Source organism: Amycolatopsis sp. NPDC039088, from assembly GCF_055598845.1.
Window position 1 is genome coordinate 74546 of sequence record NZ_JBVKAE010000036.1, and the last position, 15489, is coordinate 90034.

A 15489-nucleotide genomic window follows, 5' to 3' on the forward strand; every position below is an offset into this window, starting at 1 on the left:
AAATCGCCTAACCTCCTTCCCCCCCACTCTTTTGGGGGGGGGTTTTTTTTTTTTCCCCCCCCCCCCCCCCCCCCCCCCCCCCCCCCCCCCAAGGCGCTTATCGGCTGGACCGGCGGACGCTGGGAAAGATCAACATCGTTTCATTGAAATATTAGTAATCGTCTACGTGATATCCGGCGACGTAGGCGCTCGAAAAAAGTCCGCCGCGACATTCCGCGCTCGACGGGCCGAAGCCGAGCGGAACCCAGTGTCCCACGGTGTACCAATAGGACGATCCCGACGCGCAGTGCGCGACCACCCGGTAGGTCTGCGACGGGTGGGGCAGGGAAAAGCAGGTCGTGGAAATACCCTCGCCGAAGACGAGTCCATAGCGACCGCTGTCACAGCCGTAGGGCGGGAACTGGCTGTCGGTCGCCGCGGAGGCCGGTGCCGCGGCCAGGAATCCGGCCGCCGAAAAGGCGGCCAAGACTAAAGCGGCGATTTTCTTCTTCATTGCTTTCTCCCGGGGATCGTTCCCAATGGAAAGCTCAGATTAGCCGCACGGAAGAATTGTCGTGAATTCATCGTGCAGGTGAAACGAGAACGCGTGCGGTGAACCGCGCTGCTCCAAAAGAGCGTCCCCCGACCCCCTTCTGAGTTCGTTACCTACCCTTTCGGCCTAGCGACGCCGGTATTGCGCCGGAGAAGTGATCGTCGCCCGGTCCTCATAGGACCCCGGCCTGCCGCGGTCGACGTGGAACGTGGTCAGGGTGCTCACCGGCGAACGCGGGTCGCGCCGGTCGCCGATCACCCGCATGTGGGTACTCCAGCGGCGCGGGGTGACCTCGTAGACGTCATAGCCGTACCGGTTTCCCTCGAAGTACTTGAGGTGCGGGTTCGCCGCGCCCATCTTCGGCCCGTTCGTGGCGTTCCATTCGGGGGAGTATGCGCCGGAGGAGACCGAATGCGCGGTGAACTCGGTCCCGATCACCGGGGTGGCCGGGTCCGCGAAGTCCGGGCGGATGTCGTCGACGAACGCGGAATGCCAGTCGCCGGTGATCACCACGAGGTCTTCGAGACCGCTTTGGGCCACATGGGTCAGCACCTCCTCGCGTTCGGCGAGAAAGCCGTCCCATTGGTCGGTGAACATGTAGCCGCCGCCGTCCGGCTTCGCCAGCTGGCTCAGCATGATCGAGTTCACCCAGCAATGCCACGCTTCGCCGGCCCCGGTCACCTGGTCCTTGAGCCACGCTTTCTGGTCCGCGCCGAGGATCGTGCCGTCGGGCAGGTTCTGTGCCGACCGGTACTGCCGGAGGTCCAAAATGGACAGATCGAGCAGGTCGCCCCAGCGGCGCTGCCGGTGGATCCTCGGCGTCGAGGGGTGGTCCGGCCGCACCGGCATATGCTCGAACCAGGCCTGGTACGCCGCCGACCGCCGCGCCCGCAGCGACGGGGTGGTGCCGCTGTAGTCGTTGACCACCTCGTGATCGTCCCAGGTGATGAACCACGGGTGGGCCGCGTGGGCGTCCCGCAGCGAGGGGTCGGATTTGTAGAGCGCGTGCCGCCGCCGGTACGACGGCAGGGTCAGCACCTCGGGGCCTTCGTGATCGCGCAGCGGGTTCCCGCCGACCTGGCCGTGCTCGTAGATGTAGTCACCGAGGTGGACGACGAAGTCGAGGTCCTCCCGCGCGATCCCGGCGTGCGCCGCGTAGAAGCCGTCGTGGAAGGCCTGGCAGTTCGCCGACGCGAACCGCACCCGCCGGACCGGCCCGACCGGGGCGGTCCGGGTCCGGCCGATCCGGCTGACCTTGCCGAGCGCGTGGAAGCGGTAGTAGTACTGCGAACCGGGCTCCAGCCCGGACACCGGGACGTGCACGCTGTGCCCGAGCCCGGCGGTGGCCGCCACGGTCCCGCCCGCCACCCGGCGGCGGAAACCGCGGTCGGTGGCGAGCTCCCAGCCGACCTCGACGGTGTCGTCCAGCGGCTGCTCGAACTCCATCGGTTTCGGCGCGATCCTCGTCCAGAGCGCGATGCCGTGCGGGACCGGGTCGCCGGACGCGACGCCCAGGGTGAAGGGCGCCTCGTCCCAGCTCGCGCCCAGTCGCGTGGCGGCCTCCTCCGCCTGCGCGACGGTCATCCGCGAGCTCAACGGCCAGGCCAGCCCCAGCGCACCGGCGGTGGCGGCGCCTCGCAACAGGTCCCGGCGGTTGACGGACATCGGTGGTCTCCTCGGCGTTCGGTGGATCGCTCTCCGACACCGAACACCCCCGAGATGTCCGGGGGTGAACACGCGGGCGAACTCTTGTCAGCCGAGTTCAGACGGTGATGACGACCTTGCCGCGCGCATGGCCTTCGCTCACGTAGCGGATGGCTTCGGGAACGTCGACGAGTGGGTATGTCCGATCGATGACCGGGGTCAGTTTCTCTTCCTCGATGAGCGCACGCAGCGCTTCGAGATCGTCGTGATTCTCCGTGGAGAACAGGCCGCGGAGCCGGTGCTTCACGAACGGGCCGATGAGCAGCGCTCGCAGGTTACGACCGATCGGTCCGATCCATTTCCCCTCGCCTTCACCGCCGACGATCACGAGGGTTCCGCGCGGGGTAAGGGATTTCCTCAGCGATCTCAATGGCCGATTCCCGGCGGTGTCGAGGATGAGGTCGTAGCTCCCGGTGATGTCTTCGCGGGTGTAGTCGAAGACGGTGTCCGCGCCGAGTGAGCGGACCAGGTCCACCTTGCCGGTGCCGCATACGCCGTCCACCTCCGCGCCGAACGCCTTGGCGATCTGCACGGCGTACGTGCCCACGCCGCCGCCCGCGCCGATGACGAGGACCTTCTGCCGGGGCTGGACGCCACCTCTGTCGCGAAGTGCCTGGAGTGCGGTGAACGCGGAAATCGGGACGGCCGCGGCCTCTTCGAAACCGAGCCGCTCGGGTTTGCGGGCGATCTTGTCCACTGTGGTCAGTGCGTACTCCGCGAAGGAACCTTGGCAGGTGCCGAAAACCTCGTCGCCAGGCCGGAACGCGGTGACGTTCTCGCCGACCGCGTGCACGATCCCGGCGAAGTCCAGCCCACGGACACGCGCTTTCGGTCTGCGGATCCCGAATCCCATCAGCCGCACGAGGTACGGCGTTCCTGTCATGAGGTGCCAGACGCCGGGATCGACGCCTGCCGCGCACACTCGGACGACCACGCCGTCCGGTCCGGCTTCGGGTTCCGGAAGGTCGGTCAGTGCCAAGACATCTGTCGTGCCGTACTCGTTCTGGACGATCGCCTTCACGGCGGCCTCTTTCTTAGTCTGGGTACTGGAAAACGTCGTCGAGCCCGACGCCGAACACCCTGGCGATCTGGAAGGCCATCTCCAGGGACGGCGAGTAGCGGCCCTGTTCGATGGCGATGACCGTCTGGCGGGTGACGCCGATCCGGTCCGCGAGTTCAGCCTGCGTCATCTCGCCGGTGGCGAACCGCAGGGCGCGGATGGAGTTCGTGACCTTGGTCGGTTTCACCATGTCTGGAATCCCCGGCGGTACGCGGCGATCTTCGCGATCGAACCGAGCAGGGAGGAGAGGACGAAGGCGAGGTATACGGCGTTGGCGATCCAGAAGTGGTCTGCTTCGGCCATCGCCATGACCAGTGCCGCGACGCCGCCGACCACGACGAACGATCCTCCGATGTGCTCGCCGAACCGGCCGATCTCGCGGTCCCGCTGGTCTTTGCGGCCCGCGTCCGCCGGGGAGAACAGCGACGCGGCGATATGCAGCACGATCGAGGCCACGATGGCCGCCCCGACCGTCCACAGCAACGGCGCCACGTAGGGGACGTCGACGAGCGGACCGGAGCCCGCCCGGCTGAGGACGACGATCAGGTACGCGGTGTAGCCGAAGACTGTGACCACGGCCATGATCCACGCGCGTTTTTCTTCCAGTGCCACGTCGTCTTCTCTCGGTTCGGGTCGAGCTGACCTGCTCAAAGTAAAGAGATTTAGACATCATGTCAAATATTCTTTACCTCGACTCCGGCAAGTAGTTCGTGATATGAATAGTACGTACTGCGAACTTGGAGGGCTTGACGTGGTCAGCCTGTCCGACCACCCGTACTTCGCGGAGCGGTTGGACGCGTACGCGGCACTGGGCGTGGTCCTCGGCAGGAAGTCGAACGTCACGGCCGGATAACGGAAAACCCGCTGGCCGCCACGCGGGACGACGACGGGCGCTGGGTCGGCGGTTCGGTGGCGCAATGGGTGGAGGAACTCACCTCAGCGGTGCGGGACCACGCCGCGGGCGGGTTCATCTACTTTCCGGTCGACGACGGCACGACCACCGACTCCGCGCTCGGCTGCTGGGGGAACGAGATCGTCCCGGCGGTCCGCGAAGCACTCGCCTGCGACTGACCACAGTGGACGGTCCGTGAAGGCCTGGGCCGAGTGTGTGGTTTCGCGTGGCTGGATGGATGGCGCGTGTGATCAGACGGAGGGCACGTGTGACTGGATGGATGACAGGCGGAAGCAGCAGGTCCCGTCGCGAGTTGTCCGGCTGGACACGCGTGCTCTCCGTTCAATCACGCGTGCCCTCTGTCTGATCACGCGTGGCGTCCGAATAGGTGCCTGGACACGAGTGGTCCTCACCCGAATGCCACTCACGGCCTTCCTCCGAAACCGGACCTATGGCAAGGTCTCGACTTTGCCGCCACCCTGACCTTGAGCGCAGGGAAGGAGGCCTTCACGGACTCGTGGGGATCAGGCGTCGACGGCGAGGGTCTCTTCGAGGGTCGCCCGGTGCGTCGGCTTCGCCTCTTCGTAGCGGCGGCGTCCTTCGTCGGTCACGACGACGAAGATCCCGCGCCGGTCCGACTCGCAGAGCGCGCGCTGGACGAGCCCTTCCCGTTCGAGGCGGGCGACGAGCCGCGACGTGGCGCTCTGGCTCAGGTGGACGACCTCGGTCAGATCCGCCGCGCGGCATTTGCCGACGTCGCAGCTCGCCAGGCGTTCGAGGGCTTCGAACTCGGTGACGCCGAGGCCGTGGCGCTCCTGGAGGCGGCACTCGAGCAGTCCGAAGACCGCCGCATGTCGCGCGGACAGGGCGTGCCACTCCTGCAGCAGGTCTTGCTCGGCGACGTCGCTCACGGGGCCCAATATAGCATGCACATGAATTTTATGCAAAGTCATTAAATGCTCTTGCATTAGATGCGCGTGCATGTAGTGTACGGGTCATGAGTTCTTCCGTGCAGCTGTCCACCAGCTCGACAAGGTGGGACGCGCGCCTCTGGGGTGTCCTGCTCACTGTGTCCGTCGTCGTGGGCCTCGACGCGCTCGACGTGTCGATGGTCGCCGTCGCCCTCCCGTCCATCCAGGCCGAACTCGGCCTCTCCACCGGTGCCTTGCAATGGATCATCAGCGCCTACGTGCTCGGCTACGGCGGGCTGCTGCTCCTCGGCGGGCGCACCGCCGACCTGCTCGGCAGGCGCCGGGTCTTCCTCGTCGCCGTCTCCGTCTTCGCGCTCGCTTCCCTGCTGGGCGGCCTCGTCGACGACGGCGCGCTGCTGATCGCCACCCGCTTCATCAAGGGGCTCGCGGCCGCGTTCACCGCGCCGGCGGCCCTGTCGATCATCACCACGACCTTCCACGAAGGCCCCGCCCGTAACCGCGCGATCAGCATCTTCGCCGTGTTCGGTGCCAGTGGTTACTCCGCGGGCCTCGTCTTCTCCGGACTGCTCACCGAGGTCGGCTGGCGCTGGACGTTCCTGCTTCCGGTGCCGATCGCGCTCGCCGCGCTGGCCGCCGCGATCAAGCTGATCCCGTCCTACCAGCCGCAGACCGGTGGCGGCTATGACTTCCCTGGTGCGATCACCGGTGCCGCCGGTTCGCTGCTGCTGGTCTTCGCCGTGGTCGAGGCGCCGGAAATCGGCTGGGCCGCGCCGCGGACGCTGATCTCGTTCGTCCTCGCGCTCGCTCTGCTGGTCACCTTCGTGTTCATCGAGAAGCGCAGCAAACACCCGCTGCTCCGCCTCGGCATCCTGCGCTCGGGCCCGCTGGCCCGCGCCAACCTCGGCGGCGCGACGTTCTTCGGCGCCTACATCGGTTTCCAGTTCGTCGTCATGCTGTACCTGCAGAACGTCCTGGGCTGGTCCGCGCTGCAGACCGCGCTCGGCTTCCTGCCTGCCGCGCTGATCGTGGCCTTCGGTTCACCAAGGATCGAGCCGCTGATCGACCGGCTCGGCACGCCGCGCACCATCCTCGCCGGCGTCGTCGCCCACGTCATCGGCTACGCGCTGTTCCTGCGGATCGACGAGAGCTCCAGCTACGCCGGTTCGGTGCTGCCGAGCATGATCCTGCTGGGTATCGGCTTCATGCTGGCGTTCTCCTCGCTGAACATCCAGGCGACCAACGGCATCTCCGATGACGAGCAGGGTCTCGCCGGCGGTCTGCTGAACACGTCGATCCAGGTCGGCGGCGCGATCGGCCTCGCCGTGGTGACCGCGGTCCTGACCGGGAACGCCGGTGGCGCCACCGGTCCCGCCGCACTGCTGAACGGTTTGGCGCCCGCGCTGACCGTCGTCACCGGCATCGCCGTGATCAGCGTCCTGGTCGCGCTGTCCGGAGTCATCGGCCTGCGCAAGGCCGAAGCCCGCTCCGCCGTCGCCGAGCCGGAGTTCGCCGCGGCCGAATGATCGAGGGGTGATCGGCCCCTTCCCGCCCTCGGGGGTGCGGGAAGGGGCTCATCGCTGCCAGCGGATCGGCAAGGACTTCAGCCCGTTCTGGAAGTTCGACCGCAACCGCACCGGAGTACCGGCGAGCTCCACCTCGCCGAGCAGGTCCAGTACCGCTTCGAACATCGCCCGCAGTTGCACCCTGGCGAGCTGGGCGCCGAGGCAGAAATGCGGGCCGTGCCCGAAGGTCAGATGGTCGTTGGGCGTACGGCCGATGTCGAAGCGGTCCGGGTCCTCGAAAACGGACTCGTCGCGGTTCGCGGCGGAGAACCAGACGACGACCTTGTCTCCCGCCCGGATGTCCACATCGGACAGCCGGACGTCTTCGGTCGCGGTCCGGCGAAAGTGCATGACCGGCGTCCACCAGCGCAACATCTCTTCCACCGCACCGGGAAGCAGCGATCGGTCGGCCAGCAGCCTCCGGTACTGCTCCGGATGCGACAGCAGCGCCAGCATCCCGCCGGGAATGCCGTTGCGCAGCGTTTCGTTGCCCGCCACGGAAAAGAGCCAGAACAAGTTCTCGAACTCCGCGATCGACACCCGCCCGCCGTCGTCGACGTGGCTCATCAGATTGCTCATCACGTCGTCGCCGGGGTGCCGCCGTTTGTACTCGCCGAGCGCGGTGGCGTAGGCGTAGAGATCCGGCATCCCGGCGCGGGTGCGCGGATCGGGCATCGCGCCGTCCGGCCCCGGAACCGGCCGCACGGCCAGCGCCGCCCGCGCGAGATCGGTGACCTGGTCCGCTTCGACGGTCGCACTCACCGCGTAGTCGGCGTCCTGGTAGCCGATCACGCGATTGCTCCAGTCGTACATCAGCCGCCGGTCCTGTTCGGGGATCCCGAAGACCTCGGCGAGCGTCAGCAGCGGGAGATCGGCCGCGACGGCGGCAAAATCGCATCGGCCGTCCGCGGCGACCGCGGTGATCAACTCCCTCGCCCAGCCGTGGATACGCTCGGTCAGCCTGCCGACCGCGCGCGGGGTGAACGCCTTGGTGAGCAGGCCACGCAGCCGGGCGTGCTCCGGCGGATCCATGTTCAGCATCATCCGGCGGACGTAATCGAGGTCCTGTCCGGTCGCCGGATCCCGGATCTGTGTCCCGCCGAGGTGCGAGGAGAACAGTTGTGGGTTCCTCAGCACGTATTTGACGTCCGAATGCCGCAGTACGGCCCAGAAATCGTCCACGCGCACCACCGGTGACTCCCGGCGCAGCGACGCGAGGTGCTCGTACGGAACGCTCCGGGTGTAGGTGTCCGGATCGGTGATCACGGCCCCGAGACTAGCTCGCGGACGGGTGGCTGGGGAAAGATCGGTGTGGTGGAGACACTGAAGATGCGCACCGCCGGAACCGACGGCCCCGCTGTTCTGCTGCTGCACGGCCTCGGCGCGACGGGCGCGGTGTGGGACGGCCTGATGCTGCAGCCCGGCTACCGCTGGCTGGCACCCGATCTGCCGGGGCACGGCGCCTCACCGCGGTTGGCGCACTATTCCTTCGGAAGCCTCGCCGGGGCGGTCGCCGACGCGCTACCGGAACGCGGTCCGCTGTTGGTGATCGGTCACTCCCTGGGCGGAGTGGTCGGGCTCGCGCTGGCCAGTGGCTGGTTCGGGCTCCGGATCGACGGGCTGCTCGCGATCGGGGTCAAGGTCGAATGGAGCGAGTCCGACCTCGCCAAGGCCGCCGACATGGCGGCGAAACCGCCCAGGGTGTTCCTGACCCGTGAGGACGCCGAACGAGCGTTTCTCAAGATCGCCGGACTGACCGGGCTCGCCGAAGCGGATCCCGACGGCGTCGTCGAAACCGAAGGCGGGTGGCGGCTGACCCTGGACCCTCGCGCGTTCGCCGTCGGCGCGCCCGACATGCCCGGTCTGCTCGGCGCGGCGCGCTGCCCGGTCGCCCTCGCCGCCGGGACACACGACCCGATGAGCAGTATCGACCAGCTTCGCGCGCTCAGCCAGGCTGCCGCCGAGCTTCCCGGGCTGGGCCACAACGCCCACGTCGAAGACCCGGCCGTGCTGCTGGCCTTCCTCCGGCAATTCGTCCTCTGAACGCGGTAGTTCGACGACGAACCACCGCATTCAGAGGACGAAACGCGGGGGTCCCTAGCGCCGGATGCGGCCCAAGACGGCGATGCCTTCGGCGATGTCGCTCGCCGGGCTCGCCCCATAACCGAGGACGAGCCCCGGATTCATCGGCCGCTGACAGTGCCAGGACAGCGGCTGCACCTTCACGCCCTGCTCCAGCGCGGCGGCGGCGAAGTCGAGGTCGGAGAAGTCGGCGTCGAAAGTGATCGTCAGGTGCAGGCCGGCGGCCGCGCCGTGCACCACGGCGTCCGGGAGATGCGTCCGGAGCGCGTCGATCATCGCGTCCCGCCGCCTCCGGTGCCGTTTGCGCACGAACCGCAGTTGCCGCTCCATCTCGCCGGATTCCATGAGATGCGCGAGCACCAGCTGCGGGAGGACGGCGTTGCCCAGATCGGCGAACCGTTTGGCCGCGACCACCTCGTCCCGGTAGCGCGGCGGGACCAGCATCCAGCCCACGCGGAGCGCGGGCGCGAGCCACTTCGACACGCTGCCCGCGTAACAGACCTGTTCGGCGAGCATCGAGCGCAGCGCGGGAACCGGCGGGCGGTCGTAGCGGTGCTCGGCGTCGTAGTCGTCCTCGATGATCAGCCCGCCGTCCGCGGCCCAGCGCATGAGCTCCCGCCGTCGTTCGCCGCCGAGCACGACGCCCGTCGGGAACTGGTGCGCGGGTGTCAGCAGTACGGCGGGCGCACCGCTGCGGACGAGCTCGCCGACGTCGATCCCCTCGTCGTCGACCCGGATCGGCGGGGTCGCCAGCCGCCGGTCGTGCAGATGCTGCCGGGCACCCAGCGAACTCGGGTCCTCGACGGCGATCTCGGAGATCCCGTTGTCGCACAGCACCTGCGCCAGCAGTCCGAGGCCTTGCGCGACCCCGGCGACGATCAGGACGTCGTCGGCGTCCGCGGTGATGCCTCGGGTGCGTGCGATCCAATGTGCGATGGCCAGCCGCAGCGCGGGCGCGCCCCGCGGATCGCCGTAGCCGAAGGCGGCCGCCGAAAGGTCGTTGAGCACGGTGCGTTCCGCGCGCAGCCAAGCCGTCCTCGGGAACGCCGTCAGATCCGGTACGCCGGGGGACAGGTCGATCCTCGCCGGGGTCGACCGCAGCGAGTCGAAGACGCCGATCCCCGGCGCCGGCTGGAAGATCGTCCCTGCCGACGGCGGCCCGGGCGTCGCTTGTTCCTTCGTCCGCGCTGGCGCGGCGACGACGACCGTGCCAGCCCGGCCGCGTCCGGCGACGTGCCCGTCCTCGACCAGCCGCTGGTAGGCCTCGGTGACCACGCCGCGGGAAACCCGCAGGTCCGCGGCCAGTGTCCGGGTCGCGGGCAGCCTGCTGCCGACCGGCAGGCGACCGTCGGAGATGGCGTGCCGCAGCCGCGACGCCAGCCAGTCCGACCGGCGCCCCGGTGGTGCGTCCCCGATGTCCAGCTGCAGGAAGTCCGAGCCCTCGGCAGTCACCCGATCATTGTGTCATTCGGGCTCGTAGGCGAGGTTCGGGCGCAGCCATTGCTCCATAGTGGACAGTTCGAGGCCCCGGCGGGCGGCGTAGTCCTCGACCTGGTCCTTGCCCAGCCGTCCGACGGTGAAGTACCGCGAATCGGGGTGGGCGAAGATCAGCCCGCTGACGCTCGCCGCCGGCGTCATCGCGAACGACTCGGTCAGCGACATCCCGAGACGGTCGGAGTCGAGCAGGTCGAACAGCTCCTGCTTCTCGCTGTGGTCCGGGCTCGCCGGGTAGCCGAGCGCGGGGCGGATGCCGCGGAACTTCTCGGCGTGCAGGTCCTCCAGTTTCGGCTGGGCGTCCGGCTCGAACCAGTCCCGCCGCGCCTGGAGGTGGATGTGCTCGGCGAACGCCTCGGCGAGCCGGTCCGCGAGCGCCTTCACCATGATGGCGCGGTAGTCGTCCTGCTTCGCCTCGAACTCGGCGGCGAAGTCTTCCGCACCGAGGATGGTGACCGCGAAACCACCGAGGTGGTCACCCGCGCCCGCCGGAGCGATGTAGTCCGCAAGGCAGCGGTTCGGCCGGGACAGCGGCTTCTTCGTCTGCTGGCGCAGCATCGGGAACTTGACTCCCGATTCGAGGACGATGTCGTCGCCTTCGGAATGCGCGGGCCAGAACGCGTACGCGCCCTTGGCCTGGAACCGCTCCTCGGCGATGATCTGGTCCATCAGGGTGTTCGCGTCGTCGAACAGCTCCCGCGCCACCGGGTTCTCGAGGATCGCCGGGTACTTGCCCTTCAGCTCCCACGCCAGGAACAGGAAGGTCCAGTCGACCATCTCGCGCAGCTCGGTGAGCGTCGGCGAGACGTACCGGACGCCGGTGAACGTGGGCGTCGGGACCTCGTCGAACGAGACCTTCTCCGGGTTGGCCCTGGCCTGCTCGACCGTGAGCAACGGGGTCCGCTGCTTGTTGGCGTGCTGCTCCCGCAGCTTTTCCTGGTCGACGCGGTTGTTCTTGTCGAGGATCTCGGCGCGGTCCGCGTCGAGCAGGTCGCCGACGACGCCCACGACGCGCGAGGCGTCCAGGACGTGCACCGTCGTGCTTTCGTACGCGGGCGCGATGCGGACCGCGGTGTGCTGGCGTGACGTGGTCGCGCCGCCGATCAGCAGCGGCAGTTTCAGCCCGCGCCGCTGCATTTCGGTGGCGACGTTGACCATCTCGTCGAGCGACGGCGTGATCAGGCCGGAAAGCCCGATGGCGTCGGCGCCCTCGGCGACGGCGGTGTCCAGGATGACCGACGCCTGGACCATCACGCCGAGGTCGATCACCTCGTAGTTGTTGCAGCCGAGTACCACGCCGACGATGTTCTTGCCGATGTCGTGCACGTCGCCCTTGACCGTCGCCAAGACGACCTTTCCGTTGCCCTGGCGGGTTTCGACCCGGCCTTCGAGGCGAGCCTTCTCCTTCTCGGCCTCCATGAACGGTTCGAGGTAGGCCACCGACCGTTTCATCACGCGAGCGCTCTTGACCACCTGCGGCAGGAACATCTTGCCGGAACCGAACAGGTCCCCGACGATCTTCATGCCGTCCATCAAGGGACCTTCGATGACCTCGAGCGGCTTCGGCAGCAGTTGCCGCGCCTCCTCGGTGTCCTCCTCGATGAAGTCGACGATCCCGTGCACCAGCGCGTGGCTGAGCCGCTCCGCGACCGGCTTCTCACGCCAGGAAAGGTCGACGACGCGCTGGGTTCCCTTGCCGTTGACCGTTTCCGCGAACGTGACCAGCCTGTCGGTGGCGTCCTCGCGGCGGTCGAAGAGGACGTCCTCGACCAGTTCCAGCAGATCCTTCGGGATGTCCTCGTAGACCGCCAGCTGCCCGGCGTTGACGATGCCCATGTCCAGTCCCGCGCGCACCGCGTACAGGAGGAAGGCCGAGTGCATCGCCTCGCGTACGACGTTGTTGCCGCGGAAGGAGAACGAGAGGTTCGAGATACCGCCGCTGATGCGCACGCCGGGGCAGCGTTCCTTGATCCGGGGCAACGCGTCGATGAACGCCTTGGCGTACCCGTTGTGCTCGGAGATACCGGTCGCGACCGCGAGCACGTTCGGGTCGAAGATGATGTCCTCGGCGACGAAACCGGCCTTCTGCGTCAGAAGGTCGTAGGCACGTCCGCAGATCTCGACCTTGCGGTCGGCGGTGTCGGCCTGGCCCTGTTCGTCGAAGGCCATCACGACCACGCCCGCGCCGTAATCGCGGATGCGCCGGGCCTGCTGGAGGAACTGCTCCTCGCCTTCCTTGAGGCTGATGGAGTTGACGACACCCTTGCCCTGCACGCACTTCAGCCCGGCTTCGAGCACCGTCCAGCGCGAGCTGTCGATCATGATCGGCAGCCGGGCGACCTCGGGTTCGGTGGCGATGAGGTTGAGGAACGTGGTCATCGCCTTTTCGCTGTCGAGCAGGTCGGCGTCCATGTTGACGTCCAGCAGGTTCGCCCCGCCTCGGACCTGCTCCAGCGCGACGTCGACGGCGGCCTGGTGATCGTCGGCCTCGATCAGCTTGCGGAACTTGGCGGATCCGGTGACGTTGGTCCGCTCGCCGATCATGACGAACCCGGTGTCCTTGCCGATTTCGAACGGCTCGAGCCCGCTGAACCGGGTACTCGGCCGCGGCTCGGGGACGACCCGCGGCGCCATCCCGCGTACGGCGTCGGCGATCTCCTTGATGTGCGCGGGAGTCGTGCCGCAGCAGCCGCCGACGACGTTGACCATCCCGGCCGTGGCGAAGTCACCGAGCAGCCCGCCGGTTTCCTCGGGCGTCTGGTCGTAGCCACCGAAGGCGTTCGGCAGCCCGGCGTTGGGGTGACAAGCGGTGTAGGTCCCCGCCAGTCGGGACAGTTCGGCGATGTGCGGGCGCATTTCCTCGGCGCCGAGCGAACAGTTGACGCCGACCAGCAACGGTTCCGCGTGCTCGATGGAACTCCAGAACGCCTCGACCGTCTGCCCGGACAGCGTCCGCCCGCTCAGGTCGACGATCGTGACCGAGATCCACAGCGGCAGATGCGGCGCGACGTCGCGCGCGGCGGAGATCGCGGCCTTGCAGTTGAGCGTGTCGAAGATCGTCTCGATCAGCAGCAGATCGACGCCGCCCTCGGCGAGCGCCTTGATCTGGTCGGCATACGCGGCGTACACCTCGTCGAAGGTCACCGCGCGGAACGCGGGATCCTCGACCTTGGGCGACAGCGACAACGTGACGTTCAGCGGCCCGACCGACCCGGCGACGAACTTCCCGCCCGCCGCGTCCGCGGCCTCACGTGCGATCTGGGCGCCGCGGAGGTTCATCTCGTACGCGAGATCCTCGAGCCCGTAATCCGCCTGGCCGATCGTGGTGGCGGTGAACGTGTTCGTCGTCGTGATGTCCGCGCCGGCCTCGAGATACTGGCGGTGGATGTCGCGCACGACCTCCGGCCTGGTGATGTTCAGCAGATCGGGGTCGCCGGTGATGTCGCGGGGGTGATCCTGGAACCGCTCGGTGCGGTAGTCCTCCGGCTTGAGCCCGGCTGACTGGAGCATCGACCCCCACGCGCCGTCGAGCACGACGATGCGCTCATCCAGCAGCTTTCGCAAGGCGGTCGTTTCCATCCAGCGCTCCTCCCATGTGGTGGGAGGCGCCCTTGCGATGAAGTCCGGGGCCGAGCGTGGCGGACCCGTGGTCCGTTGCAGCGCCTCTCGACCTTGGCGACGAGCTTACCGGACCCACACAAGGGCGCTCCGCGGGAATTGCTCAGCCGCTGGCCAGAACGGGTTCGGCTTCCCGGAGTGTGGGATTCGACGGCTCCGGCTCGCCGCGGCCGCGGGTCTTGCGCCAGGCGACCACCTTGCGGCCGACGTCGATCATCGGCACCTCGACCCAGCGGTAGAGAACGTCGGAAACGATGAGGGCGACGACGGTCACGGCGAGCGCGGTCAGTGTCCGGTGGACGCCCAGCTGGGGAATCGACAGCGTGACCACCGACGCGGCGACCCCTTGCAGGAGATACACCGAGTACGACCGTTCGCCGATGAAACGCATCGGCGGTGTCGAGAACAGCCAGGCGATCGGGCCGCGCGGAATCAGCGAGATGATGAACAAGGCGACCAGTACGGCGTAGGTGGTGCCGCCGACCGTGCCGCCGTCCTGGAGGAAGGCTTCGACGTCCGTGACGTGCGTCTGGAGTACGACGAGTGCCGCCAGCAGCAAGAAGCTGGCGATGGGGTGCGTGAAGACGCGGAGGATCGCGAAACCCTTGCGGTAGTGGAGGCCGATGGCGAGCGCGCAACCGATGAGGATGGGCGAGTAGGCGCCGGCGTACGGCATCACCGGGATCAGGGCGATCATCAGCGCGATCAGACCGATCGCCAGGCCCAGTCGTTTCGGGAAGCTCAGCGCGGCGATGCCGAAGGCCAGGAACGGCCACACGAGGTAAAACTTCTGCTCGACCCCCAGCGTCCACGACTGACCGAATGTTCCGTTTTGCGCGAATTCGTTCGTGAAGGTCAGGAAGTACGGCATCGCATTGGAAAGCCCGCTCGAGGTGTACTGGCCACGCAAGTACGTGAACACCACGACGATGGCTAGTACGGCGAAATACACCGGGAGAATGCGGAACGCGCGACGAATATAGAAGTCGGCGAGCGAGATCTTGCCGTTTCGGTCCTCTTCGCGGAGGGCCAGTGTGGTGATCAGGAAGCCGGACAGGACGAAGAACAGGTGCACGCCGATCCACCCGTTGGCCATGGCCCAGGACGGTCCTCCGTAGTGGAACACCACCACGAGAAGCGCGGCGATCGCCCGCAGCCCGTCGAGGGCCGGAAATCTCTTTGTGGCGAGATACTTCTCATGAGTCATCATCACTGGACCCCCCAGAAACGTCACCGGCTGCCTGACCGGCAAGGACACGCCACTCTAAAGGGTGAATTTCTGGTACCTGTGAGGGGGCTATGGATTCGTCGGTGTCGATCGACCGTGCCTGTTGGAGATTTGCGAACTACCCGGATGCGTGGCACTCGATGTGCCTAAAGCGAGTTCGCGGGAACGGCTTGATGTGACGGGAAGCGTGCCCTGGTCGTCAAGCGGAAGCGTCGGGTGGTGCCGTTACCGGATTTCGGCAACGGCGTGGTCCTGAATTCGCGAGGCCGGGGTCGTGAGTGGCGATTCGGGTTCTGGCCAACGGTGTTTTGGTTACCTACGGCGGGTGAGCTGGGTAGCGCTGGTCCGTGAGGGACTCCTTGAGGGACCCAGAGTCCCTCAAGGA

13 protein-coding genes are annotated in these 15489 nt (G+C 67.5%); 3 read left to right on the plus strand and 10 right to left on the minus strand.

What is annotated here, in order from left to right; all coding sequences use genetic code 11:
* Positions 1-151: 151 nt before the first annotated feature.
* The 5 genes from ACZ7KI_RS34685 to ACZ7KI_RS34705 all read right to left on the minus strand — a co-directional run bounded on the left by ACZ7KI_RS34685 (position 152) and on the right by ACZ7KI_RS34705 (position 3908).
* Complete coding sequence (locus tag ACZ7KI_RS34685; protein ID WP_470277248.1) at positions 152-493, minus strand: hypothetical protein; 342 nt, start codon at positions 491-493, stop codon at positions 152-154.
* A 165-nt stretch (positions 494-658) separates the two neighbouring features.
* Positions 659-2197 carry an alkaline phosphatase D family protein gene (locus ACZ7KI_RS34690; protein WP_470277249.1) on the minus strand — a complete coding sequence of 513 codons (1539 nt, stop codon included), beginning with the start codon at positions 2195-2197 and terminating at the stop codon, positions 659-661.
* Between the two features lie 97 nt (positions 2198-2294).
* The gene (locus tag ACZ7KI_RS34695) at positions 2295-3257 is read right to left on the minus strand and encodes an NAD(P)-dependent alcohol dehydrogenase (RefSeq protein ID WP_470277250.1); all 963 of its coding nucleotides are present in this window, start codon (positions 3255-3257) and stop codon (positions 2295-2297) included.
* A 13-nt stretch (positions 3258-3270) separates the two neighbouring features.
* Entirely contained in the window at positions 3271-3486 is a 216-nt protein-coding gene (locus ACZ7KI_RS34700) for a helix-turn-helix transcriptional regulator (RefSeq protein WP_061984426.1), read from the minus strand.
* Positions 3480-3908 carry a hypothetical protein gene (locus ACZ7KI_RS34705; RefSeq protein ID WP_470277251.1) on the minus strand — a complete coding sequence of 143 codons (429 nt, stop codon included), beginning with the start codon at positions 3906-3908 and terminating at the stop codon, positions 3480-3482. The genes ACZ7KI_RS34700 and ACZ7KI_RS34705 overlap by 7 nt, the downstream gene beginning before the upstream one ends.
* A 309-nt stretch (positions 3909-4217) precedes the next feature.
* On the opposite strand from ACZ7KI_RS34705, the gene ACZ7KI_RS34710 reads away from it, so the two are divergent.
* Positions 4218-4367, plus strand: a complete 150-nt coding sequence (locus ACZ7KI_RS34710) for a hypothetical protein (RefSeq protein ID WP_470277252.1) — start codon at positions 4218-4220, stop codon at positions 4365-4367.
* A gap of 345 nt (positions 4368-4712) precedes the next feature.
* Here the strand turns inward: ACZ7KI_RS34710 and ACZ7KI_RS34715 are convergent, their stop codons facing one another.
* Positions 4713-5099 carry a MarR family winged helix-turn-helix transcriptional regulator gene (locus ACZ7KI_RS34715; RefSeq protein WP_470277253.1) on the minus strand — a complete coding sequence of 129 codons (387 nt, stop codon included), beginning with the start codon at positions 5097-5099 and terminating at the stop codon, positions 4713-4715.
* An 86-nt stretch (positions 5100-5185) separates the two neighbouring features.
* Here ACZ7KI_RS34715 and ACZ7KI_RS34720 point away from each other — a divergent pair, with 86 nt between their 5' ends.
* Positions 5186-6643 (plus strand): MFS transporter, encoded by a 1458-nt coding sequence (locus ACZ7KI_RS34720; RefSeq protein ID WP_470277254.1) that lies wholly within the window; start codon positions 5186-5188, stop codon positions 6641-6643.
* A gap of 48 nt (positions 6644-6691) precedes the next feature.
* Here ACZ7KI_RS34720 and ACZ7KI_RS34725 read toward each other — a convergent pair whose 3' ends face one another.
* Positions 6692-7948 carry a cytochrome P450 gene (locus ACZ7KI_RS34725; RefSeq protein ID WP_470277255.1) on the minus strand — a complete coding sequence of 419 codons (1257 nt, stop codon included), beginning with the start codon at positions 7946-7948 and terminating at the stop codon, positions 6692-6694.
* 48 nt (positions 7949-7996) lie between these two features.
* On the opposite strand from ACZ7KI_RS34725, the gene ACZ7KI_RS34730 reads away from it, so the two are divergent.
* Complete coding sequence (locus ACZ7KI_RS34730; RefSeq protein ID WP_470277256.1) at positions 7997-8725, plus strand: alpha/beta fold hydrolase; 729 nt, start codon at positions 7997-7999, stop codon at positions 8723-8725.
* A 54-nt stretch (positions 8726-8779) separates the two neighbouring features.
* On the opposite strand, the gene pdxR is transcribed toward ACZ7KI_RS34730, so the two are convergent.
* From pdxR to ACZ7KI_RS34745, 3 genes are all read right to left on the minus strand, one after another.
* Complete coding sequence (gene pdxR / locus ACZ7KI_RS34735) at positions 8780-10216, minus strand: MocR-like pyridoxine biosynthesis transcription factor PdxR (protein ID WP_470277257.1); 1437 nt, start codon at positions 10214-10216, stop codon at positions 8780-8782.
* A 12-nt stretch (positions 10217-10228) separates the two neighbouring features.
* A complete protein-coding gene (gene metH, locus ACZ7KI_RS34740; RefSeq protein WP_470277258.1) occupies positions 10229-13837 on the minus strand; it encodes a methionine synthase in 3609 nt (1202 codons plus the stop codon).
* Positions 13838-13979: 142 nt separating this feature from the next.
* Positions 13980-15086 carry an acyltransferase family protein gene (locus tag ACZ7KI_RS34745; protein WP_470277259.1) on the minus strand — a complete coding sequence of 369 codons (1107 nt, stop codon included), beginning with the start codon at positions 15084-15086 and terminating at the stop codon, positions 13980-13982.
* Positions 15087-15489: the final 403 nt, after the last annotated feature.

Excerpts from the sequence above, each read along its gene's own strand:
- ACZ7KI_RS34685 (WP_470277248.1), bottom strand. The coding sequence starts at position 493 with ATGAAGAAGAAAATCGCCGCTTTAGTCTTGGCCGCCTTTTCGGCGGCC.
- ACZ7KI_RS34690 (WP_470277249.1), bottom strand. The coding sequence starts at position 2,197 with ATGTCCGTCAACCGCCGGGACCTGTTGCGAGGCGCCGCCACCGCCGGT.
- ACZ7KI_RS34700 (WP_061984426.1), bottom strand. The coding sequence starts at position 3,486 with ATGGTGAAACCGACCAAGGTCACGAACTCCATCCGCGCCCTGCGGTTC.
- ACZ7KI_RS34720 (WP_470277254.1), top strand. The coding sequence starts at position 5,186 with ATGAGTTCTTCCGTGCAGCTGTCCACCAGCTCGACAAGGTGGGACGCG.
- metH (WP_470277258.1), bottom strand. The coding sequence starts at position 13,837 with ATGGAAACGACCGCCTTGCGAAAGCTGCTGGATGAGCGCATCGTCGTG.
- ACZ7KI_RS34745 (WP_470277259.1), bottom strand. The coding sequence starts at position 15,086 with ATGATGACTCATGAGAAGTATCTCGCCACAAAGAGATTTCCGGCCCTC.